General features: G+C 70.0%; 19 protein-coding genes. 8 read left to right on the top strand and 11 right to left on the bottom strand.

The window, feature by feature from the left end:
- Positions 1 to 2,478 carry a DNA translocase FtsK gene (locus tag U5K29_06040; GenBank protein ID MDZ7678092.1) on the bottom strand — a complete coding sequence of 826 codons (2,478 nt, stop codon included), beginning with the start codon at positions 2,476 to 2,478 and terminating at the stop codon, positions 1 to 3.
- 124 nt (positions 2,479 to 2,602) lie between these two features.
- Between U5K29_06040 and U5K29_06045 the strand changes: the two genes are divergently transcribed.
- Complete coding sequence (locus tag U5K29_06045; GenBank protein MDZ7678093.1) at positions 2,603 to 3,715, top strand: hypothetical protein; 1,113 nt, start codon at positions 2,603 to 2,605, stop codon at positions 3,713 to 3,715.
- A gap of 122 nt (positions 3,716 to 3,837) precedes the next feature.
- Here U5K29_06045 and U5K29_06050 read toward each other — a convergent pair whose 3' ends face one another.
- The 5 genes from U5K29_06050 to U5K29_06070 all read right to left on the bottom strand — a co-directional run bounded on the left by U5K29_06050 (position 3,838) and on the right by U5K29_06070 (position 9,897).
- A complete protein-coding gene (locus U5K29_06050; protein MDZ7678094.1) occupies positions 3,838 to 5,499 on the bottom strand; it encodes a ribonuclease J in 1,662 nt (553 codons plus the stop codon).
- Positions 5,499 to 6,383 carry a 4-hydroxy-tetrahydrodipicolinate synthase gene (gene dapA, locus U5K29_06055; GenBank protein MDZ7678095.1) on the bottom strand — a complete coding sequence of 295 codons (885 nt, stop codon included), beginning with the start codon at positions 6,381 to 6,383 and terminating at the stop codon, positions 5,499 to 5,501. Before dapA ends, U5K29_06050 begins: the two co-directional genes overlap by 1 nt.
- A gap of 120 nt (positions 6,384 to 6,503) precedes the next feature.
- Positions 6,504 to 7,847 carry a hypothetical protein gene (locus U5K29_06060; GenBank protein MDZ7678096.1) on the bottom strand — a complete coding sequence of 448 codons (1,344 nt, stop codon included), beginning with the start codon at positions 7,845 to 7,847 and terminating at the stop codon, positions 6,504 to 6,506.
- The gene (locus U5K29_06065) at positions 7,844 to 9,082 is read right to left on the bottom strand and encodes a hypothetical protein (GenBank protein ID MDZ7678097.1); all 1,239 of its coding nucleotides are present in this window, start codon (positions 9,080 to 9,082) and stop codon (positions 7,844 to 7,846) included. The genes U5K29_06060 and U5K29_06065 overlap by 4 nt, the downstream gene beginning before the upstream one ends.
- 2 nt (positions 9,083 to 9,084) lie before the next feature.
- A complete protein-coding gene (locus U5K29_06070) occupies positions 9,085 to 9,897 on the bottom strand; it encodes an SURF1 family protein (GenBank protein ID MDZ7678098.1) in 813 nt (270 codons plus the stop codon).
- A 54-nt stretch (positions 9,898 to 9,951) separates the two neighbouring features.
- Here U5K29_06070 and U5K29_06075 point away from each other — a divergent pair, with 54 nt between their 5' ends.
- On the top strand, positions 9,952 to 10,215 hold the full coding sequence (locus tag U5K29_06075; GenBank protein MDZ7678099.1) for a hypothetical protein: 264 nt from the start codon (positions 9,952 to 9,954) through the stop codon (positions 10,213 to 10,215).
- Positions 10,216 to 10,220: 5 nt separating this feature from the next.
- A complete protein-coding gene (locus tag U5K29_06080; GenBank protein ID MDZ7678100.1) occupies positions 10,221 to 10,385 on the top strand; it encodes a hypothetical protein in 165 nt (54 codons plus the stop codon).
- Positions 10,386 to 10,394: 9 nt separating this feature from the next.
- Here U5K29_06080 and rsgA read toward each other — a convergent pair whose 3' ends face one another.
- On the bottom strand, positions 10,395 to 11,387 hold the full coding sequence (gene rsgA, locus U5K29_06085; GenBank protein ID MDZ7678101.1) for a ribosome small subunit-dependent GTPase A: 993 nt from the start codon (positions 11,385 to 11,387) through the stop codon (positions 10,395 to 10,397).
- 140 nt (positions 11,388 to 11,527) lie between these two features.
- Between rsgA and U5K29_06090 the strand changes: the two genes are divergently transcribed.
- Positions 11,528 to 12,046 (top strand): hypothetical protein, encoded by a 519-nt coding sequence (locus U5K29_06090; protein MDZ7678102.1) that lies wholly within the window; start codon positions 11,528 to 11,530, stop codon positions 12,044 to 12,046.
- Positions 12,047 to 12,070: 24 nt separating this feature from the next.
- On the opposite strand, the gene U5K29_06095 is transcribed toward U5K29_06090, so the two are convergent.
- The gene (locus U5K29_06095; protein MDZ7678103.1) at positions 12,071 to 13,696 is read right to left on the bottom strand and encodes a long-chain fatty acid--CoA ligase; all 1,626 of its coding nucleotides are present in this window, start codon (positions 13,694 to 13,696) and stop codon (positions 12,071 to 12,073) included.
- 95 nt (positions 13,697 to 13,791) lie between these two features.
- Between U5K29_06095 and U5K29_06100 the strand changes: the two genes are divergently transcribed.
- The 4 genes from U5K29_06100 to U5K29_06115 all read left to right on the top strand — a co-directional run bounded on the left by U5K29_06100 (position 13,792) and on the right by U5K29_06115 (position 17,942).
- Positions 13,792 to 14,517, top strand: a complete 726-nt coding sequence (locus U5K29_06100) for a hypothetical protein (GenBank protein MDZ7678104.1) — start codon at positions 13,792 to 13,794, stop codon at positions 14,515 to 14,517.
- Between the two features lie 45 nt (positions 14,518 to 14,562).
- A complete protein-coding gene (locus tag U5K29_06105; GenBank protein ID MDZ7678105.1) occupies positions 14,563 to 16,233 on the top strand; it encodes a response regulator transcription factor in 1,671 nt (556 codons plus the stop codon).
- A gap of 73 nt (positions 16,234 to 16,306) precedes the next feature.
- Complete coding sequence (locus U5K29_06110; protein ID MDZ7678106.1) at positions 16,307 to 16,867, top strand: OsmC family protein; 561 nt, start codon at positions 16,307 to 16,309, stop codon at positions 16,865 to 16,867.
- A gap of 88 nt (positions 16,868 to 16,955) precedes the next feature.
- Positions 16,956 to 17,942 carry a class I SAM-dependent methyltransferase gene (locus tag U5K29_06115; GenBank protein MDZ7678107.1) on the top strand — a complete coding sequence of 329 codons (987 nt, stop codon included), beginning with the start codon at positions 16,956 to 16,958 and terminating at the stop codon, positions 17,940 to 17,942.
- A gap of 2 nt (positions 17,943 to 17,944) precedes the next feature.
- On the opposite strand, the gene dapB is transcribed toward U5K29_06115, so the two are convergent.
- The 3 genes from dapB to U5K29_06130 are packed head-to-tail and all read right to left on the bottom strand — an operon-like array spanning position 17,945 to position 20,732.
- Positions 17,945 to 18,742, bottom strand: coding sequence for a 4-hydroxy-tetrahydrodipicolinate reductase (dapB, locus tag U5K29_06120; protein MDZ7678108.1), 798 nt, complete (start codon positions 18,740 to 18,742; stop codon positions 17,945 to 17,947).
- Positions 18,743 to 18,769: 27 nt separating this feature from the next.
- On the bottom strand, positions 18,770 to 19,477 hold the full coding sequence (locus U5K29_06125; GenBank protein MDZ7678109.1) for a nitroreductase family protein: 708 nt from the start codon (positions 19,475 to 19,477) through the stop codon (positions 18,770 to 18,772).
- 1 nt (position 19,478) lies between these two features.
- Positions 19,479 to 20,732: a pitrilysin family protein gene (locus U5K29_06130; protein ID MDZ7678110.1), complete on the bottom strand. Its 1,254-nt coding sequence runs from the start codon at positions 20,730 to 20,732 to the stop codon at positions 19,479 to 19,481.
- Positions 20,733 to 20,755 lie beyond the last annotated feature (23 nt).

Raw genomic sequence — 20,755 nt, forward strand, 5'->3', positions numbered from 1 at the left:
CTAGGAGATGTGCTCGACCTCGTCTGCATCGGCATCGTCGTGGTCGGAGGAGCCAGCGCCTGCGAGCTCTTCGGGGGTCATCAGCACCGCCCTGGCCTTGGAACCCTCGGACGGGCCGACCACGCCCCGTTGTTCGAGCAGGTCCATGAGGCGGCCGGCGCGAGCGAAGCCGACCCGCAACTTGCGTTGCAGCATCGAGGTCGAGCCGAGCTGGCTGCGCACCACCAGCTCCATCGCCTGGTTCAACAGGTCGTCGTCATCGTCGCCCCCGGAGGCTCCACCACCACCGCCGCCGGTGCCGGCCAAGCCCAGTGCGGCACCTTCGCTCTCGGCCTGGACCTCCTCGTTGTAGGCGATCTCGGGGGCCTGCTTGCGCCACGCCTTGGCGACGTCGCGGACCTCCTCCTCGGTGACCCATGCACCCTGCACCCGCTGGGCGACCGACGACGTGGCGGTGAGCATCAACATGTCGCCCTTGCCGATGAGGCGCTCGGCGCCGGCCTGGTCGAGGATGACCCGGCTGTCGGCGAGGCTCGAGACCGCGAAGGCGATGCGGCTGGGGATGTTGGCCTTGATGAGACCGGTGATGACGTTGACCGATGGCCGCTGGGTGGCCAGCACCAGGTGGATGCCCACCGCCCGGGCCTTCTGGGCGATGCGGCAGATGCTGGCCTCGACGTCGCGGGCGGCGACCATCATCAGGTCGTTGAGCTCGTCGACCACGATCACGATGAACGGCAGGCGCTGGTACTCGAGCGGTTCGCCGTCGGGGCCGAGCTCTCCCGCGCCCGGGGCGTCACGCAGGTCGCCGCGGTCGTACGCGGCGTTGTAGCCGGTGATGTCGCGGACCCGGACCGCTTCGAGCAGCTCGTAGCGGCGGTCCATCTCCCGCACGGCCCAGTCGAGGGCGTTCGCGGCCTTCTTGGGGTCGACGACGACCTCGGTGAGCAGATGGGGCAGCTTGGAGTACTGGGTGAGCTCGACTCGCTTGGGATCGACGAGGATCATGCGCACCTGATCGGGTGTGGCCCGCATGAGCATCGAGGTGACCACCGAGTTGATGCACGACGACTTGCCCGCTCCGGTGGCCCCGGCGATGAGCACGTGGGGCATCTGGGCCAGGTTCAGCATCACCGACGAGCCGTTGATGTCGCGACCGACCGCGACCTCGAGGGGGTGCTTGGCCGCCTTGGCCTCGGGGGTGACGAGCAGATCGCCGAGGGCGACGATCTCTCGCCGGGAGTTGGGGACCTCGACGCCGATGGCCTGACGCCCGGGGATGGGGGCCAGGATGCGCACGTCGGGCGACGCCATGGCATAGGCGATGTCCTTGTGGAGGCTGGTGACCCGGGCGACCTTGACCCCCGGCCCGAGCTCGAGCTCGTAGCGGGTCACGGTGGGTCCGACCACCATCCCCACCAGGCGTGTCTCGACGCCGTGCTCGGCCAGGGCCTGTTCGAGCACCCGACCGGTGTCCTCGACCGCCTTCTGGTCGACCCGGTGGGGTCCGGCCTTGCGCAGGACCTCGGGCTTCGGCAGCTTCCAGGGCGATGACGCCGCGGCCGGCCCGAGATCGATGTGGAGCTGCTCGGCATCGGTGCGATCGCCGGCGGCGCCGGTTGAATCGGCGGCCGGCGCCGGTGGGCGACGCCGCCGCGTGGCCTTCGGGCCGCCTTGGTCCTGGTCGAACAGATCTGGCGACGGCGAGCCGTCGGGAGCAACCTCGGAGGTGGTGAGATCGATGGCGTGGCCGCCGACCACCATGGTCGGCGTCTCACCCGCGGTGCCGGGCCCGCCTGGGTGACCGTCATCCTGGAACTGGGCGGAGCCATCGGCGCGCTCACCCGGGGCCCGCATGAGGGCGCCGATGCCCGTGCCTGCGCCCCGCACGACGAACCGGAGCGCCGAGGCCACGGCGGCGAGCACGGTGCGGACGGGGATGTGGGTGATGACCACCAGCCCCAGCACGGTGACGGTGACGAGCACCAACGTCGCCCCCCAGACCCAGGCGACGGCCTCGAGCGGCGCGCCGGTGGCAGCGCCGAGGAACCCACCGGAATCGATCAGGGCGTCGACCCCGGTCACGTCGTCGGGCGCATCGACCCAGACGTGGAGGAGACCGGTCACCCCGACCAGCACCAGCGCCGCGCCGACCGCCACGCGGACAGCGGCGCCACGGTCCTCGGTGGCGACCTGCTGGCGAACCAGGGCGATCCCCGCCACCACCAGGGCAACCGGGATCACGTAACGGAGCAGACCAACCAGCGCTCCCGCCCCGGTGTCGATCGTGGTGCCGGCCGGGCCGGCGATCTCGAAGTAGGTGCCGAGACCCGCCACCAACCCGAGGGTCAACAGGATGAGACCCCACGCATCGAGGACGTGGCCCTCGAACGCGGTGCGCAGCACCGGCGGCCGAGGTGCGGCCTTGGTGCTGGATGTGGTGGTGGAACGGGGACGGGAGGACTGCTTGGTGGCCACAGGCACCTCGGACGCGAAGGATCGGCAGGCTCCACCCACCATCCATGGTCGCCGCCCCACCGGTCGAGGTCAAGCATCCTCGGGCGCGACCGGTGGCGCCGTCGCCACCGGATACGGTCGGGCGATGCACCGATCGGTGGGTGTCGCCCTGGCCCTGACCCTCATCCTCGCCGCCTGCGGTGGCGACGACGACGCGGGTCCGAACGAAGGTGAGCAGCCCCCGTCGACGGTCGAACCCGGCCCCTCGGTCCCGGTGCGGGTCATCGGCGCCATCGAGGAGACCGACGAGGGCTGGCTGCTCTGTCCCGGCGCGGTCGCTCCCTGTTGGCCGGTCGTCGACGACCCCGAGCCCGGGACGCGTTCGGGTTCGGTCGTCGCGACCGGCACCTGGGACCGCGACACCATCGACCTCGACACGGTCGAGCCCGGGCCCCGAGACCGGTCCGGGCTCACCAACCCCTGCCGAGCAGAGGGTGACCAGCCCGACGAGGTGTGGCAGGACGACGAGGCCTTCGACGACTACGTCGAGTCGATCCCCGAGCATCTCGCCGGCGTGTGGCTGGCCGACGACGTGTTGGTGATGGTCGTCACCGACGACGTCGGGGCGCACCGCGCCGCTCTCGATGACCGGGGGATCCAGGGTGTCTGTGTTGCCGACCTGGGGTTCGAGCACACCCTGGCCGAGCTCGACTCCACCCTCGAGGAGATGTCACAGCGCTGGCCGTCGTGGGCAGACCAGGGATGGGTGGTGCTCAGCGGCAGCGTCGACGTCGCGGCGAACCGGGTCGTCGTCGCCTTCGACCAGATCGACCAGGGCCTCCGTGACGAGATCGAGACGACGTGGGGTGACCGGGTGGAGATCCGCGCCAACGTCGAGGTGCTCGACGGCCCGGTCGAGCAACTGGAGTTGCCGCCAGCCGAGAACGAGATCACCGTCACCACCCAGCCGCGAGGATCGGGTGGCATGGACGCGCTGGGTCGGTTCACCCTGCGGTTCGATGCGGGCCGTGAGTGCCTGTACCTCGAGGCGAGCGACGGCAGTCGCACCAAGCCGATCTGGCCGTTCGGCTACCGGGCGCTGCCGGACCCGGTCCGCGTGGTCGACGGTCGGGGTGAGGTGGTTGCGGTGGTCGACCAGCAGCTCGAGCTGGGTGGCGGGTCCGGACAGGTGCTCCCCGACTCCGACGACCCCACCGACTGCGGAGCCGCCACCGTCTGGGTGATCAGCCCCACCTGAGCCCCCCGGGCCAAGTCCGCCTCCACCGCATGACCCCCCCCAACGCGTTCTGTGAAGAGTTTCCAACCGCATGGGTGCGAAACCCTTCACAGAAGGCCGGGAGCCGAAGAGGGGCTGATCCGTCAGGCCTCCATGACCACGGGGACGATCATCGGACGGCGCTTGGTCCGCTTGTTCACGAACCGGCCCGCGGCCCGGCGCACCACCCGCTGGATGGTCTCGATGTCGCGGCCCTCGTTGACCAGCGCGTCCTCGATGGCCTCGCGCACGACCGTGGTGGCCTCGTCGAGCAGGTCCTCGGCCTCGGGGGCGTGGATCCAGCCCCGGGTGATGAGCTCGGGACCGGTGATGACCGTCCCGGCCATCACGTCGATCGCGACGACCACGACCACCACGCCTTCCTCGGCCAAGACCCGACGGTCGCGCAGCACCCCATGGCTGACGTCGCCCACGATGCCGTCGACGTAGAGATAGCCGGCCGGCACCGGGTCACCCCGCTTCAGGCCGTCGTCGGAGAGCACCACCGAGTCGCCGTCCTCGCACAGCAGGATGTGGTCGGGGTCCATCCCGACCGCGGAGGCCACCTTGGTGTGGGCGACCATGTGGCGATACTCGCCGTGGACGGGGATGAACCACTCGGGCTGCACGATCGAGTGGAGCGTCTCGAGCTCGCCGGCCTTGGCGTGACCGGTGGCGTGCACGTCGGAGATCCCGGAGTGGACGACATCGGCGCCGAGTCGCACCAGCCCGTCGATGACCTTGCTGACGTTCATCTCGTTGCCGGGGATGGGGTGCGAGCTGAGGATGACGGTGTCGTCGGGGGTGATCTTCAAGAACTTGCTCTCGCCGGCGGCCATGCGGGCCAGCGCCGACATGGGCTCGCCCTGGCTGCCGGTGGAGATCACACAGACCTGGCCGGGGTCGAGGTCGGCGACGTCTTCGATGTCGGCGATGGCGTGGTCGGGGATGTGGAGCAGGCCGAGGTCGCGGGCCAGCTTCACGTTCTTCTTCATGGACATGCCGAGGGTCACCACCGTGCGGTCGAAGGCGATGGCCGCGTCGGCGATCTGTTGCACCCGGTGGATGTGGCTGGCGAAGCTGGCGGTGACGATGCGCCGCCCCTCGTGGGCGTGGAACAGGTCATAGAGCACACCCCCGACCGACGACTCGGACCGGGAGTGACCCGGTTCTTCGGCGTTGGTCGAGTCGGCGAGCAGGAGTCGGACTCCTCCGTCCTTGGCGAGTTGGCCCATGCGGGCGAGGTCGGTGAGTCGACCGTCGACCGGGGTGAGGTCGAGCTTGAAGTCGCCGCTGTGGAGGATGGTGCCCTGGGGCGTGTGGAACGCGGTGGCAAACCCGTGGGGCACCGAGTGGGTGACGGGGATGAACTCGACGTCGAAGGGCCCGATCTGGCGTCGCTCGCCGTCGCGCACCGGGATGAGCTCGGTGCGCTTGAGCAAGCCGGCCTCCTCGATGCGGTTCCGGGCGATGCCGAGGGCGAGCTCGGAGCCGTAGACGGGGAAGGAGACGTCGCGCAGCAGGTACGAGAGGCCACCGACGTGGTCTTCGTGGCCGTGGGTGGTGAGACAGGCCTCGATGCGGTCGGCGTTGTCGAGCAGGTAGGAGAAGTCGGGTAGCACCAGGTCGATGCCCAACATGTCGAGGTCGGGGAACATCAGTCCGCAGTCGAGCAACATGATGCGGCCCTCGACCTCGATGCAGGCACAGTTGCGCCCGATCTCGCCCAGGCCTCCGAGGAAGGTGATCTTGACCGGTGCCGGCATCAGTACCCCAGCTCGTCGAGCAGGGCACGCCCGATGTCCTCGAGCCCGTCGGGTTCGGGACCCATCGGCGGTCGGCAGGCGCCACCCGGGAGCCCCATCAGCCGCAACATGGCCTTGGTCGGAACCGGGTTCGGCGCGGCGTCGCCGGTCTCGAACTCGAACGACGGGATCATCAAGGCGTTGAGCCGGCGAGCCTCGTCGTGCTTGCCTGCCTCGAAGGCCTCGATCATCTGGGCCATGAGGCCGGCCACCCAGTGGGTGGCGACCCCGACGACCCCGACCGCACCCGCGGCCAGCAGTGGCAGGGTCATGTTGTCGTCGCCGCTGTAGACCTCGAAGCCCTCGGGGGCCCGAGCCAGCAGTGCAGCAGTGGCACCGGGGTTGCCGGCAGCGTCCTTCACCGCCACCACGTTCGGGTACGCCTCGGCCAGAGCGAGCATCGTGGCCGACTCGATCTTGCGACCGGTGCGGCCTGGGATGTCATAGAGCATGATCGGGCGATCGGTGGACTCGGCGATCGCCGCCCAGTGGGCGAGCAACCCCGCCTGGGAGGGCTTGTTGTAGTAGGGCGTGACCGACAAGATGCCGTCGACGCCCATGTCGGTGGCGGTCCTGGTCATCGCCATGGCATGGGTGGTGTCGTTGCTGCCGGCCCCACCGATGACGATCGCGTCGGGGACCGCCTCTCGGACCGTGCGGATGAGATCGAGGTGCTCGGCCGCGGTGAGCGTGGGGCTCTCGCCGGTGGTGCCGGCGACCACGACACCGTCGTTGCCGTGATCGACGAGCCAGCGCGCCAGGGTGGCTGCGCCGTCGAGGTCGAGCGCGCCATCAGCGGCGAACGGCGTCGCCATCGCGGTGAGCACCCGTCCGAATCGGGCCATGACGCTCGTCTCCTCCTCGCCGACAATCGGCGTGTTACTGATCGCAGCAGGCTGATGCGAGACCGACGCGATGTTACCAGCGCAGCCCACCCTCCTCGGGTGGCCGGGGCCGCTCCTGGCTCAGCGGGACAGCGGCTCGTAGCGCCGGTCGCCCAGCACATGGGCGACACGCACCCCCCTGGGGGCCGCCGAGCCGTCCAGGGCGCGTCGGAGATCGTCGCGGCGGTGCACCGAGGTGAGGTCTCGATCGAAGGTGAGGACCGCGGCAACCCCGAGCTCGTCGACGAGACCGAGGTGGTGGTGGGCGACGGCCATCGCGTGCGTGCTGTCGGGGTTCCACAGCACCGTGAGCGTGCCGACCCGACGGGTCGGGCGCGCCACGCCGGCCGAGCGAACCGCACCGACATCGCCCACCACCCGTCCACCTCCGGTGGCGGTGTCGAAGACCGCGAGCCCGCCGCGGGTGGCCAGGGCCAGCCGGCTGCCATCAGGCGAGAAGACCGGCTCGAACGCGTACGTCGAGTCGTCGCCGGCCAGCTCGAGCCCTGATGGCAAGGTGGCCATGACCGCACCGTCGCTCGCCGCCAGGATCTCGACCCGACAGTCGAAGGACCGGCCACAGGTCTCGACGGCGAGGCGTGAGGACCCCACTGCCATCACCCGCCCGTGGCCGATCCGGGTCAGCTCGCGCGAGTCGAGGTCGAAGCTGTAGATGCCATGGGGGCTCTCGTGGATCAGGCGTCGACCGGCGACCCCGACGGTGGACCCACCCACCCCATCGAAGGGGAACCCCCACGCCGCGATCTGCTCGCCACGCGGGTCCAGCTCGGTGAACGAACGCCCCGACGGCATGATCACCGTGTCGTCGGTGGTCGTCCACGTCTCGAACGGCCCGGGCAGCCCGTCGTGCGGCGGCCCGAGCGACGAACCCCAGACCGACCCGTCCGAGAGCGACACTCCGGCGAACCGGCTGATGAGCACATCTTCCATGAGGACCCGGGGCAGCTCCTCGGTCCACCCGTCGTCGGGGTCGCCGGTGCGGATCACCTGCGTACCCGTCTCACCGTCGAGGGGGAACTGCACCACCGTGCCGTCGGGCGCCACTTGCAACAGAACCTGATCCTCGAAGCCCTCAACCGCTTCGTACCCGTCGCCGGTGCCCGGTGGCGTGGACGGAACCGAGCTACCCGTGGTCGGCGTACTGGGTTCCGGTTCATCCTCGGCCACCTGGGGGCCGTCCCCGTCGCCACCGGTGACGAGGCCGATCCCCACCATCGCCACCACCGCGATCACGACCAGCACCGCCACCCGTCGGCGTCGGCCACCGGCAGTGACCCTGACCGGTTCGCCCGGCCCGGCCGCCCCGGTCCCTTCGATCTCCAGCTCGGGAAGCGCTCCGCACCCCGGACACGGGCCGACCGGTCCACGGACGGTGCCACAGGAAGGGCAGGGCGACCGACTCATCTGCCCTCGGGCCCGAACCCGGTGTCGCTCAGCAAGAACTGGTGGGGCCCGCTCCCGGGCGCGCCGAGCGCAGCGGACAGGTCGTCGAGACGGCGGACCTCACCGGCGTCGCGATCGAACCAGGCGACCACGATCCGGTCGGGCTCATCGGCATCGGACGGCGCGGTGGGGAGCATCACGAGTCCTGCGGAGGCGTCGGGCGCCCACAGGACCGTGGCGGGCCCGCGGACGAATCGTTCGGGGATGGGCGTCTCGACCACACCGAGGACCTCGCCGGTGTCCACGTCGATCACCGCCACCCCGTCGCGGAGAACCAGTGCAAGGCGCTGGCCGTCGGGTGAGAACCGGTGACCCCACAGCGGCTCGGCCGGCCCGACGACTTCGGCGCCGCCGATGGTGGGATCGACCACCGAGCGGGTCGCGCCGTCGGCGAGATCGATGACGCGCCGCTCACACCGGAGCTGCTCGTCGCAGACGCGGACCAGCGCGACACCGGCGCCGACCGCACGCACCTCCCCGGGACCCAACCCGACGACGGACCGATCGTCGAGGTCGAACCGGAAGATGCCGCTCGGACCGTCGTGCACGACCTGGCGCCCCGCGACCCCGGCGACCTCGCCCTGGCCGCGGGCGACGACCGGCGACTGCACCCCTTCCTGGCGACGCATATCGTCGGTCCACCACTCCACCAGTCGATCGCCGGCGGCGATCAGCGCGCTGCCCCTGCTCGTCGACCCGACGACCCGACCGCGGCCCGAGCCGGCGTCGCCGAGGTTGCTCAGCGACCACCACCGGCCGTCGTGCAGCGACAACCCACCCATCGGGCTCACGAGCACGCCACGGACGAGCACGGCCGGGAAACCGACCTGGGCCCGGTGGAAGTCCACCTGCACCTCGCTGACGACCCCACCCCCCAACGGGGCTTGAAGGATCTCGCCGGCGCCGCTGTCGGTGATCACCAGCCATCGGTCCTCGAACCCCTCGATCGCGGCGAACGGCGAAGCCCCGGGTGTCGGCCCGGTGCCGGGCTCCGACGAAGGCGGGAGGCTGGTGGTGGGGTCGGTCTCGTCGGGCTCCGCTGCGTCGTCGGGCTCCTGCGGCGGGTCGGGCTCCTGCGGCGGGTCGGTCGTACCGTCATCGGGAGTCCAGACGATGTTGAGCACCACCAATGCGGCAACGACCGCCAGCGCGCCGGCGGCCAGGCGGGCACCGGAGATCGTCGCCCGACCAGCCATGCTCAGTCGTCGACCGGGACCTGGGCCGACCTGCGGCGCGGCGGCTTCGCGTGACCCCGAGCCTCTGCTGCCCGTTCACGAGCCACCTTGCGCAGCACCAGCGGGTAGCCGAACGCGGCAATCGTGGCGAAGGTGAACCACTGGAACGCGTACCCGAGGTGTGGCCCTTCGCCGAGTTCGACCGGCTCGACCGGGACCGGAACCTGCCCGGGCTGCGCCGGGGTCTGGCCCGACAAGGTGACATAGGCCGGCAGCACCGGGTAGTCGACCTGTGCGGCGAGGCGGCCGACGTCGGCCCGGGCCAGACGTTCGAGTCGCCCTTCGGCGGGATCGGTGGCACCGAAGCTGCCCCGCTGCTGGCTGGCGGTGACCGAGCCGACCACGGTCACCTCGCCCGCGGGCGGGTGCGCCTCGACGATCCGTTCGCCGTCGCCGACGGCCATGGGAACCCAGCCGCGGTTCACCACCACACCCGTGCCCTCGTCGGTGACCAGCGGGGTCAGCACCCAGTACCCCGGCGCTCCCTCGTAGGTGCGATTCGAGACCGTGACCTGGTCGTCGAGCTGATAGACACCGTCGACCTCCACCGTGCGGAGCTCGACCTCGTCGATGTCGTCCTCGCTGTCGGTTGGCCCGACCAGCTCGCTGATCGGCACCACCGGTTGCTCGGACCGCGATGCCTCACGTTCGTTGACCTCCCGCCGCTGCTCCAGGCGGTCGAGCTGCCACAACCCCGCGACGACACAGCCCGCCACGATGAACAGCGCCAGCAGGTGCGACAAGATCCATCGGGGACGCACGGCGAACCGGTACACGGTGTGCAGAGTAACGGCGGCCGGGCCGATGCCGGCATCGGTAGGGTTGACCGCATGGCCAGCGTGGTTCGTGAAGCCCTCGACGAGCTGATGCGCGCGTCGGACGATGGTCGCGTCGACGCTGTGTGCACCGAGCTCGACGTGCGGCTTCTCGGCGTCTTCGGATCCGCCGTCGATCCGTCCACTGACCCCAACGACATCGACGTGTCCGTCTGGTTCGAAGGCGACTCGCGGGCTCTCGACCTGCTCGACCGACTGACCGAGATGAGCGGGACCGACCGCATCGATCTGCTCGACCGCCAGGCGCTCGCGGGATGAGTCCCGTGCGACTCGATCGCGCCATCGTGCTGAGGCGGCTCCGCACGATGGCCGACACCCTGTCCGACCTCGACAGCCTCGCGGGCTCGACCGCGGCCATCGCGAGCGTGACCACCGACTACCGGCACTACGCGCGAGCCGTCGCCGGGTGGCTCGACCGCACTGGTTGATGCCGCGCGTCAGCGTCGGGAGCGTCGGGCCTCCCGGCGGGCGGTCACCTCGGCTCGTTCCTCGGCCTCGGCGGCCTCTCCGGCCAGCGCCTGCCAGGCCTGGAACCGGGAGCGGGCCAGGTCTCCCGAGTCGACCGCCTCTCGCACCGCGCAGCCCGGTTCGGAGTCGTGGAAGCAGTCGGAGAAGCGGCAGGACCTGGCCAGCTCGGCGATGTCGGTGAACGACGCGGCGACCGCCGCGGGGTCACCCCACACGCCCACTGACCGGATGCCGGGCGAGTCGATGATCACACCGCCGGTCGCCAGCAGGTAGAGCTCGCGGGCGGTGGTGGTGTGGCGCCCCTTGGCGTCGCCGCGCCGCACCTCGCCGGTGGCGGCCACGTCGTCTCCGGCCAGCAGGTTGACCAAGGTCGACTTGCCCGCTCCCGACTCCCCGATGAGGACCACCGTCCGACCGACGAGACGACGGCGCAGATCGTCGATCCCCTCGGAGTCGGGGACCGAGACCACCACCACGTCGACACCCGGGCTGGCCGACTCGACCTCGTCGACCACCCGGTCCACGTCCTCCACCAGGTCGGCCTTGGTGAGCACCACGAGGGGCTCGGCCCCGGCATCGCGGGCCAGCAGCGAGGCTCGCTGGATGCGGCCGTCCTTCACGGGCCGGTCCAGGCCGCACACGACGCCCACGATGTCGATGTTCGCGGCCAACAGCTGCTCGACCCCTTTGTCGGGGTCGCGCCGCCGCAGCAGAGACCGGCGGGGCAACAGGTGGGCGACCGCACCGTCGCGAACCACGACCCAGTCCCCCACCGCTGCCGGTGCGTCGATCCGCATGGGGTACTGGTCGGTTCCGTCGGAGGTCGCGACGGTGAGGGCGACGCCGTCGTGGCGCACGACACGGCCCGGCTCGGGCCGAGCTCCTCCTCGGTCGGCCACTACCTCGAGCGCGGCTGCCCAGCCTTCGTCCCAGCCATAGGCGGCGAGCCCCGCGGTGCTCATCGGCGTCGCGGGCGTCCCTCCCCGAGCGATGTCATGTCGCAGACGCTACCCGCACTCGACATCGAGGACTCCTCTCACTGGGCGCTACGAGCATCTACACTTCGCACTCCAGGACGGGACGGGCGAAGGTGGGGGTTCGGGTGCGAACGATCTTGGCAATGACGGTGCTCGGTGTGATGCTGCTCGGTAGCTGCGGCGACGACAGCGACGACGCGGCACCAGACACACCGGCTACAGACGAGACCGACACCGGCAGCGACGACGACAGCAGCAGCAACGACGACAGCAGCGGTAGCAGCAGCGGCAACGCCATGGGCACAGCGACCATCGACGGGGTCGTCTATGAGTTCCCCGACGTGCGCGACTGCGGTCTCGGCGATTCCGGGTTCCCCAACGATCGCGATTTCGTCGGGTACTCGGCTGACGGAGAGGTCGTCATGTCGGTCGGGTACTTCGAGGATGAGTCGCTCGCCGGCCTCAACTCGATCTCGGTCGAGATCGACGAACCGCACGCGCTGTACTCGTCGCAGTACGCCCCCGACGGCGAGTTCGTCATCGACGTGCTCCCCAACGGCGCCGAGGGCAACACAACGGTGGGCGCGGTGGGCATCGAAGTCTCCAGCGGCGACCGCGAAGCCACCTGGTCGTTCACCTGCTGATCGGCGCCGCCGAGGCGAGCCTGGTCAGGCAGGCAGCTCGTAGTCGTCGAACTTGGCCCGCAGGTCCTTCTTGGAGAACTTGCCGACCGAGGTCTTGGGGATCTCGTCGACGATCTGCACGTCGTCGGGCAGCCACCACTTGGCCACGCGCGGAGCGAGGAACTCCATCAGCTCGTCCTTGGTGAGGCTGGCACCCTCGCGCACCACCACGCAGGCGAGCGGGCGTTCCTGCCACTTGGGATGAGAGATACCGATGACTGCGGCCTCGGCCACTGCGGGGTGGGCCATGATCTCGTTCTCGAGCTCGACCGAGCTGATCCACTCGCCGCCCGACTTGATGACGTCCTTGGTGCGGTCGACCAGGCGGATGTAGCCGTTGGGGTCGACAGTGGCGACGTCGCCGGTCTTGAGCCAACCGTCAGAGGTGAACGACTCGGGTGAGCGCTCGTCGGCGTAGTACTCGCGGATCACCCACGGCCCCCGCACCTGCAGCTCACCGGAGGCCTCGCCGTCCCAGGGCTGCTCCTCGAGGGAGTCGGGATCGACCACCCGCATCTCGACCCCGAACGACACGATCCCGACGGTGGTGCGCAGGTCGGCTGCCTCCTCCTCCGAGAGGTCGCCGAGGCTCGACTTGATGGTGCACACCGAGGCGATGGGACTGGTCTCGGTCATGCCCCAGGCCTGGAGGATCGGCATGCCGATCTTGGCCCGGAACCCCTCCGACAGAGCCTTGGGCACCGCCGAACCGCCACAGGGGATGGCCCGCAGCGACGACACGTCGTGGCCGTCGAGGGCGTCGAGCACGCCCATCCAGATGGTGGGGACCCCGGCGGCGACGGTGACCCGCTCGGTCTCGATCAGACCCAGCAGCGCACCCGGCGAGAGGTCGGGGCCCGGCATGACGATCTTGGCTCCGGTTGCCACCGCCACGTGGGCGAGGCCCCACGCGTTGGCGTGGAACATCGGCACCACGGGCAGGATGACGTCGGACTCGCGGATGCCGACCCCGTCGGCGGCCATCGCACCGAAGGTGTGCAGGAAGATCGAGCGGTGCGAGTACACCGCGCCCTTGGGGTTGCCCGTGGTGCCACTCGTGTAGCACATCGACGCGGCCTGGTTCTCGTCCTCGACCTTCCACTCGACCGGCGACGCCGCGGCGAGTAGCTCCTCGTAGTCGTGGACCTCGATGTCGGCGTCGATCTCGGGGATCTCGCCGCCGGTGTCGTTCATGACCACCAGGTGCTTCACGGTGGTGAAGGTGGGCAACAGTGGACCGAGAAGCCCCATGAGCGACAGGTCGACAAAGATCGCCTCGTCCTCGGCGTGGTTCACCACATAGGTGAGCTGGTCGGGGAACAGCCGGATGTTGAGGGTGTGCAGGACCCGACCCGAGCAGGGCACGGCGAACCACAGCTCGAGGTGACGCTGGGTGTTCCATGCGAAGGTGCCCACCCGCCCGTCAGAGCTGATGCCGAGCCGGTCGAGCACCCCTCCGAGGCGCCTCGAACGTTCGGCCCACTCGCCGTAGGTGGCGCGCTGCAGACCCGTCGGGGTCGCGGTGACGACCTCCTTCTCCGGGAAGTACCGCTCGGCCCGCTCGAAGATGTGTGGCAACCCAAGCTCGGTGAGCTGCATCAGACCCTGCATGTGATCCCCCTGAATGGTGGTCGATACCTCCGACACGCCGATGGTATGCGGCGCGGTGCACTCGTGCCTGCCCGGAGGTGTCAGAATCGGCGGTCGTGAGCGGCGTACCCGAAGTTCGGCCGACCCCGAGCCGCAAGGTCCTCATCCTGATCGCCACGCCGCTCGTGATCCTCACGATCGGCGCCTACATCGGCGACGCGCTCGCGCCAGACCTGGTGAACCGCAACCCGGTGCTGCTCATTCTGCTCAACGCCAGGAACCGCAACCTGGCGCTGGTCACCAACCAGCTCGACGCCGTGACCTTCTATGTCATTGGGACGCTGCGCCTGCTGCTCAGCGACCCGCTCTTCTACCTGCTCGGCTGGTTCTACGGCGACGCTGCGGTGAAGTGGGCCGAGCGGAACACCAAGACCCTCGGCGACTCGCTGCGCTGGGTCGAACAGCACTTCAAGCAGTTCTCGCTCCCACTGGTGTTCGCCTTCCCCAACAACTTCATCTGCCTGTTCGCCGGTGCAGCAGGCATGCGACCGATCGTCTTCGCCGTGGCAAACGTCTCGGGAACGATCGCTCGTCTCGTGGCCATCCGGGTCGTCGGTGCGCAGTTCTCCGGCCCCATCGACTGGCTGTTGGAGTTCATCGGAACCTACCGGATCCCCCTGCTCGTGGTGAGCATCTCGCTCGCTGCGTTCACGTTCCTCAACGAGTTCCGACGGGGCGGCGGCGAGCTCACGGGCCTGACGAAGCTGCCCGACGAGATGGACGAAGGCGACGCATCCCCGACCGATCCCGGTCCGGCTACCAACCCGCACCCCGAGGACTGAGGACTCCGACGGCGGCTGCCCGTCCGTCGGCGGTAGCGTCGAGTCGTGACCTCGGACACGTCCACGCTGGTGGAGCGGGGCCAGCTCGCCCTCGCCGACGGCGACTGGCACACCGCGATCGATGCCTTCACGTCGGTCCTCGAGCTCGAACCTCACCCCGCGGCCAGCTTCGGGCTGGGTTCGGCGCAGTGGTGGCAGGGCGAGATCCGCGAGGCGTTGCGGTCCTGGACCGCCGCCTACCAGGGGTTCCGGCGAGCGGGAGCAGCGGCTGAGGCGATCATGGCCGCCATCCAGCTCTCCTTCATCTACAGCGCCAACCTCGGTAACGAGGTCGTGGCGTCGGGATGGGTCCGACGTGCGGTCCGCCTCGCCTCCGAGGTCGAGATCCCGGTGCTCGACGGCTGGATCGCCCTGACCGAGTCGGTGTTCAGCACCGACCACGCCACCGCGCTCGAGCTCGGCCAGCGCGCCCACGCCACCGGCGTCGCCAACGGCGACCGCGACCTGGAGATCTCGGCGCTGACCGCCATGGGCCTGGCCCATGTGAACGCAGGCAACACCACCGACGGATGCGCGCTGCTCGACGAGGCGATGGCCGCCGCAATCGCCGGTGAGGCCGACACCCCCGACACCGTGGTGTTCACCAGCTGTCTCATGATGCGGGCCTGCTGCGCCTGTGCCGACTTCCCTCGGGTGGTCCACTGGGTTCGCGCCCTCGATGACTTCGTCGAGCGGTTCGGCAACCCCTACCTGCACACGAGCTGTCGCACCCACTACGGCGAAGTGCTCGCCGCCACCGGGGACTGGGGCCGAGCCGAGACCGAGCTGCTGGCCGCCATGCGCCTTGCCGCCGACGGGCTCCCGAAGGTCCAGGCCGACGCCGCCGCCTGCCTGGCCGACCTGCGCATCACCCAGGGACGGGTCGACGAGGCGCGCCAGATCATCCGAGGCTTCGAGGGTCTGCCCGCATTGGCCGCGGTGACGGCCCGACTCCAGATCCTCGACGGCGACCTCACCGGAGCGGAGACCACCATCTCCCGTGGACTCGAGCAGCTCGGCTCCGAGGCAGCGCCCAGCGCCCAGCTTCGAGAGCTGCTCGGGATCTGCCAGCTCGCCAACGGTGACACAAGCGCCGCGATCGAGTTCGGCCGCCAGATCGCCAAGGCCGGCGCCGAGACCGGCTGCACGATCATCCGGTGCCGTGGCCAGCGCCTGTTCGGACGCGCCCTCACTCGCGATGGCGATGTCGGTGACCCCGGCGAAGCCCGCGAAGCCCTCGAAGCCGCACTGGCCGGGTTCGTCGAGCTCGACCTACCTCTCGACGTCGCGAGCACCCGCATGGTGCTGGCCGAGCTGCTCGACGCCGGCGGAGACACCCAGGCCATCACCGAGGGGCGCGCCGCCCATGCCACCTTCGCCGAGCTCGGTGCGATAGCCGACGCCGATCGGGCCGCGAGCTGGCTCCGCGAGCGCGGCACGACCGTGACCCGGGGCGACGGGGGCCCGAGCCTCTCAGGCCTGACCCGACGCGAGACCGAGGTGCTGGGCCGCCTCGGCGAGGGTCTCTCCAACCCCGAGATCGCCGAGCGTCTCTTCGTGAGTCGACGGACCGTCGAGCACCACGTGGCTAGCATCCTCTCCAAGCTCGGGCTGCGGAACCGGGCCGAGGCGGCAGGGTTCGCGGTGCGCCAGGGGGGCGATCTCGCGGCGAAATAGGTGAACTCACCGATGCGGAATCGGTCCGCTTCGGGGGATCCTCGACTCGAACCCCGAGACGAGGAGGAATCCCGTGGCTGACACCGACACCAGATCGCTCAACGGCATCGACATGGAACGGTTGGGGGCGCTGTTCGAACAGGCCCACGCCAGCGAGGGACCGATGACCTTCGAGCTGGGAACCCGGCACCGCTGGTTGGGTGGCCAAGCGTCGGAAGGCTACGCCACGAGCCTGGACGCTCTGGGTGAGACGATCGATCGGTCCCACCACACCTTCCACAACGATCTGCCCGCCGTGCTCGCGGGCGACGACGCCGGACCCGGTCCGACCGAGCTCCTGCTCGGCGCGGTGGGCGCCTGTGTCACCACGGCGCTGGTCCAGCAGGCCACCGCCCAAGGGATCAGGCTCGACCGGTTGGAGATCGACACCAGGGCCACGCTCGACGCCAGAGGCGTGTTCGGCGTCGAAGGGACCGCCGTTGGCCCGCAGGGCATCACCCTGCGCTTCAGCATCGACGCCGACGCCGAACCCGAGCAGCTCGAAGCCTTGGCCAACGCGGCGATCGCGAGCTCGCCGACCGCCGCCGCGATCGCCCAGCGGACCCCGGTGCGTGCGGAGGTGAGGCGGTCGTGACCACCACCGAGACCATCGACACCACCCGAGCCGAGGCCTTCGCCGAGACGCATGACCGGCGTTCTGAACGACGGAGCCTTGGCGATTGATGGCCAGCATCGGACATCGGACCGGCCTGTTCGACACCATGGCGCAGTTGCCGCCGTCCACCAGCGACGGGATCGCCCAAGCAGCGGGACTGGACGAGCGCTACGTGCGGGAGTGGCTGGGAGCGATGACCACCGGCGGGATCGTGGAGCACGACCCCGATGCCGGCACCTTCCGCCTGCCACCCGAACACCACCCGTTCGTAACCCGCGGCGGCGGTGCCACCAACATGGCCAAGACGATGCAGATGTTGCCCATGCTCGCCACGATCTCCAACGAGATCGTGGACCGGTTCCACCACGGCGGCGGTGTCCACTACGAGGCCTACACCGAGTTCCACCGGTTCATGGCCGAGGAGAGCGCCGCCGTGTTCGACGCGGCGCTCATCGATCAGATCCTGCCCCTTGTCCCTGGCTTGCCGAACCGGCTGCGCGACGGCATCGACGTGGCCGACATCGGCTGTGGCAGCGGTCACGCCGTCAACCTCATGGCACGAACGTTTCCCGGGAGCCGCTTCGTCGGCTACGACTTCTCCGAGGAGGGAATCGCCGCTGCCAGCAGCGAGGCGACCCACCTCGGTCTCGACAACGCCACCTTCGAGCTGGTCGACGTGGCCAAGCTCGACGCTGCCGGTGGCTTCGACGTGGTGACCGCCTTCGACGCCATCCACGATCAGGCCCATCCGGCCACCGTGCTGGCGAACATCCACCGGGCGCTGCGGCCGGGCGGCACGTTCCTCATGGTCGACATCAACGCGAACAGCGACGTGGCCGACAACCTCGAGCACCCGGTCGCGCCGTTCCTCTACACGGTGTCGACCATGCACTGCATGACCGTGTCGCTCGCGCTCGACGGCGACGGGCTCGGCACGGTGTGGGGCGAGCAGCTCGCCCGACAGATGCTCGCCGACGCCGGGTTCGTCGACGTCGAGGTCGAGGTCCTCGACGAGGACCCGCTGAACAGCTACTACATCGCCCGCAAGCCCTGACCTCAGACGCCGAGGACGGCGTCGAGGCCGACGGTGAGGCCGGGGAGATCGCCGATGCGCTTCACTGCCAGCACCACCCCAGGCATGAACGACGAGCGGTCGTAGGAGTCGTGGCGGATGGTGAGGGTCTGGCCGGTGGTGCCGAGGAGCACCTCCTGGTGGGCGACGATGCCCCGCAGGCGCACCGAGTGCACCGGGATCCCGCCCGGACCCCTCCCGCCTCTGGCGCCCTCGAGGGTGTTGTGGGTGGTGGGGTCGGGCGCCCACTGGTCGGACGCGGCGGCCATGCGCTCGACGGTGTGCATGGCGGTGCCCGAGGGGGCGTCGATCTTGTGGTCGTGATGGAGCTCGATGACCTCAGCGGTCTCGAAGAACGGGGCCGCCAGCTCGGCGAAGCGGGCCATGAGCACGGCCCCGACGGCGAAGTTGGGGGCGATGACGCAGTTGCTGGAAGAGAACGCGGCCGCCAGCTCGTCATGGTCCGCCTCGGTGAACCCCGAGGTGCCGACCACGGCATGGATGCCGTTGTCGGCCAGGAACGCCACGTTCTCGCGTGCCGCGTCGATGCGGGTGAAGTCGACGGCCACCTCGACCTGCTTGCGGACCAGCTCGTCGGGCCCGCTGGCGATCTGGAGGTCGTGGCCGTCGACCCCGCCCACGGTACTCAGGTCGAGACCGGCGTGGTGGGGATCGACGGCGGCGACGAGCTGGAGGTCGGGGTCGTCGATCACGGCCTGGCAGACGGTCGTGCCCATCCGGCCTGCGGCCCCGAAGACCCCCACTCTGATCGGGTTCGGCATGATCGGAGCCTACTGGTCAGGCACCGTTCACCTCGACGGTGGTGGGCCGGCGCTGGTGTGGCGGGTGTCGGGGGGCTCGGTGGCCCACGGCGCCGGCGACTCCCAGGCGTCGTCGAAGACGAGCTCGCCGACGGGGCGGCGCCGCACGGGTCCGTGACCACCCTCGGGAACGCCGAGGGTGATGGTCGCCATCACGAACACGTCGTCAGGAATGCCGAGCAGGCTGCGCAGCTCGTCCTCCACGCCGTGGTGCCACATGGTCATGACTCCGCCGTAGCCGAGGGCGCGTGCGGCCACCAACAGGTTCTGGCATGCCGGATAGACCGACCCGCCGTCGGTGAGACGTCCTCGGCGTCCGACCATGCAGGCCAGCACCACCACCGGCACCTGTTCGAACCGGTCGACGTACTGCTGCATCGCCCGTGCGGTTCGGGCCTTGGGCGAGTCGCCGTCGGTGCCGCTCCCCTGCTCGTAGCCATCGGCCCGCCGCTTCGCCGCCCAACCGGCACGGAACGCCTCACCCAGCACCGCCTTCGCCTGCAGCGCGTTGGGGCCGTCGCGCAGCACCAGGAAGCGGAAGTTCTGGCGGTTGGAGCCCGATGGCGCTCGGGTGGCAACGAACAGGATTCGGGAGAGATCCTCGTCGGGGATCGGATCGGACCGGTAGCGACGGATGGCCCTGGTGGTCGCGATGGCGTCGAGCACCGCGTCGGCGTCGGTGAACGGCTCAGGCACCTCAGGCCACCGTGGCGAAGCGGTCCTCGTCGAAGGGCCCCACCGCGGCGAGGGTGCGGGGACCGCCCAGCACCCGGGAGGCGACCCGCTGCACGTCGTCGAGGGTGACCGCCGCCACCCGGGCGAGGTGGTCGTCGACCGAGGTGACGAACCCTCGCACCGTCTCGCTGGACCCGAGCCTGCCCATGCGGCTCCCCGAGTCCTCGAGGCCGAGCACCATCGAGCCCGAGATGAAGCCCTTGGCGACCTCGAGCTCGCGGGTGGTGATGCCGTCGGCCACCAGGTCCGACACCACGCCGTCGATGACGGTGAGCGCCTCGGTGGAGCGTCCGAGCGCGGTTCCCACGTAGACGATCAACGCACCGCTGTCGGCGAACAGCGAGGTGCCCGAACCGACCGAGTAGGCGAGCCCACGCTCCTCGCGCACCTCCTGGAACAGCCGCGACGCCATGCCACCGCCCAGGACCTGGTTGAGCACCGCAAGGGCGTAGCGGTCGGGGTCGTCGAAGGACACGGCGCGCCAGCCGAGCGCCACGTGCGCCTGTTCGGTGTCGCGGCGCTGCACCGCCAGCGACCGCGGCGGCTCGGTGGGAGCGTGTCGCGGTGGGCGCTGCCCGCCGGTGCGACCATCGAAGCAGGCCTGGACTCCGGCGACGACGCGATCGTGATCGAGCTGGCCCGCCGCAGCGACCACCAGATTGACCGGGTGGTAGTGGTGGGCGAAGAAGCCGGCGATGTCGTCGCGGCCCATGGCCTCGATCGTGTCGCGGGTGCCCACGGTCTCCCACCCCAGCGAGTGACCGGGGTACATGGCCTGGAACAGCAAGGTGTGCACGAGGTCGTCGGGGTCGTCCTCGTCCATCGCCAGCTCCTCGAGGATCACCTGCCGCTCGGCCTCGACCTCGTTGGGACGAAAGGCGGGGGCGGTGACCACGTCGGAGAGCAGCTCGAGGCCGGCATCGAGCGCGTCGGCCGGCAGCCGCGTGTAGTACGCGGTGTGCTCCTTGGCGGTGAAGGCGTTCATCTCGCCGCCGACCGCGTCGACGGCCTCGGCGATCTGGCGAGCGCTACGGTGCTCGGTTCCCTTGAACAGCAGATGCTCGAGGAAGTGCGACGCTCCCGACAGCTCGGCGGGCTCGTCGCGGCTGCCCACCGCCACCCAGAACCCGGTGGTGACCGAACGCGCCTCGGGCATCGCCTCGGTGACGACGCGGATGCCCGAGGACAGAACGGTTCGTTCGATCCCCTCGCCCACCTGGGCGGGGGAATCGACGCCGG

It is taken from the genome of Acidimicrobiales bacterium (assembly GCA_034521975.1).
GTDB lineage: Bacteria > Actinomycetota > Acidimicrobiia > Acidimicrobiales > SKKL01 > SKKL01.

Coding starts and splice junctions, on each gene's coding strand:
- dapA (MDZ7678095.1), bottom strand. CDS start 6,383: ATGGCCCGATTCGGACGGGTGCTCACCGCGATGGCGACGCCGTTCGCC.
- U5K29_06095 (MDZ7678103.1), bottom strand. CDS start 13,696: ATGCAGGGTCTGATGCAGCTCACCGAGCTTGGGTTGCCACACATCTTC.
- rsgA (MDZ7678101.1), bottom strand. CDS start 11,387: ATGAGCACCGCGGGGCTCGCCGCCTATGGCTGGGACGAAGGCTGGGCA.
- U5K29_06050 (MDZ7678094.1), bottom strand. CDS start 5,499: ATGCCGGCACCGGTCAAGATCACCTTCCTCGGAGGCCTGGGCGAGATC.
- U5K29_06060 (MDZ7678096.1), bottom strand. CDS start 7,847: ATGAGTCGGTCGCCCTGCCCTTCCTGTGGCACCGTCCGTGGACCGGTC.
- dapB (MDZ7678108.1), bottom strand. CDS start 18,742: ATGCCGAACCCGATCAGAGTGGGGGTCTTCGGGGCCGCAGGCCGGATG.
- U5K29_06065 (MDZ7678097.1), bottom strand. CDS start 9,082: ATGGCTGGTCGGGCGACGATCTCCGGTGCCCGCCTGGCCGCCGGCGCG.
- U5K29_06075 (MDZ7678099.1), top strand. CDS start 9,952: ATGGCCAGCGTGGTTCGTGAAGCCCTCGACGAGCTGATGCGCGCGTCG.
- U5K29_06115 (MDZ7678107.1), top strand. CDS start 16,956: ATGGCCAGCATCGGACATCGGACCGGCCTGTTCGACACCATGGCGCAG.
- U5K29_06045 (MDZ7678093.1), top strand. CDS start 2,603: ATGCACCGATCGGTGGGTGTCGCCCTGGCCCTGACCCTCATCCTCGCC.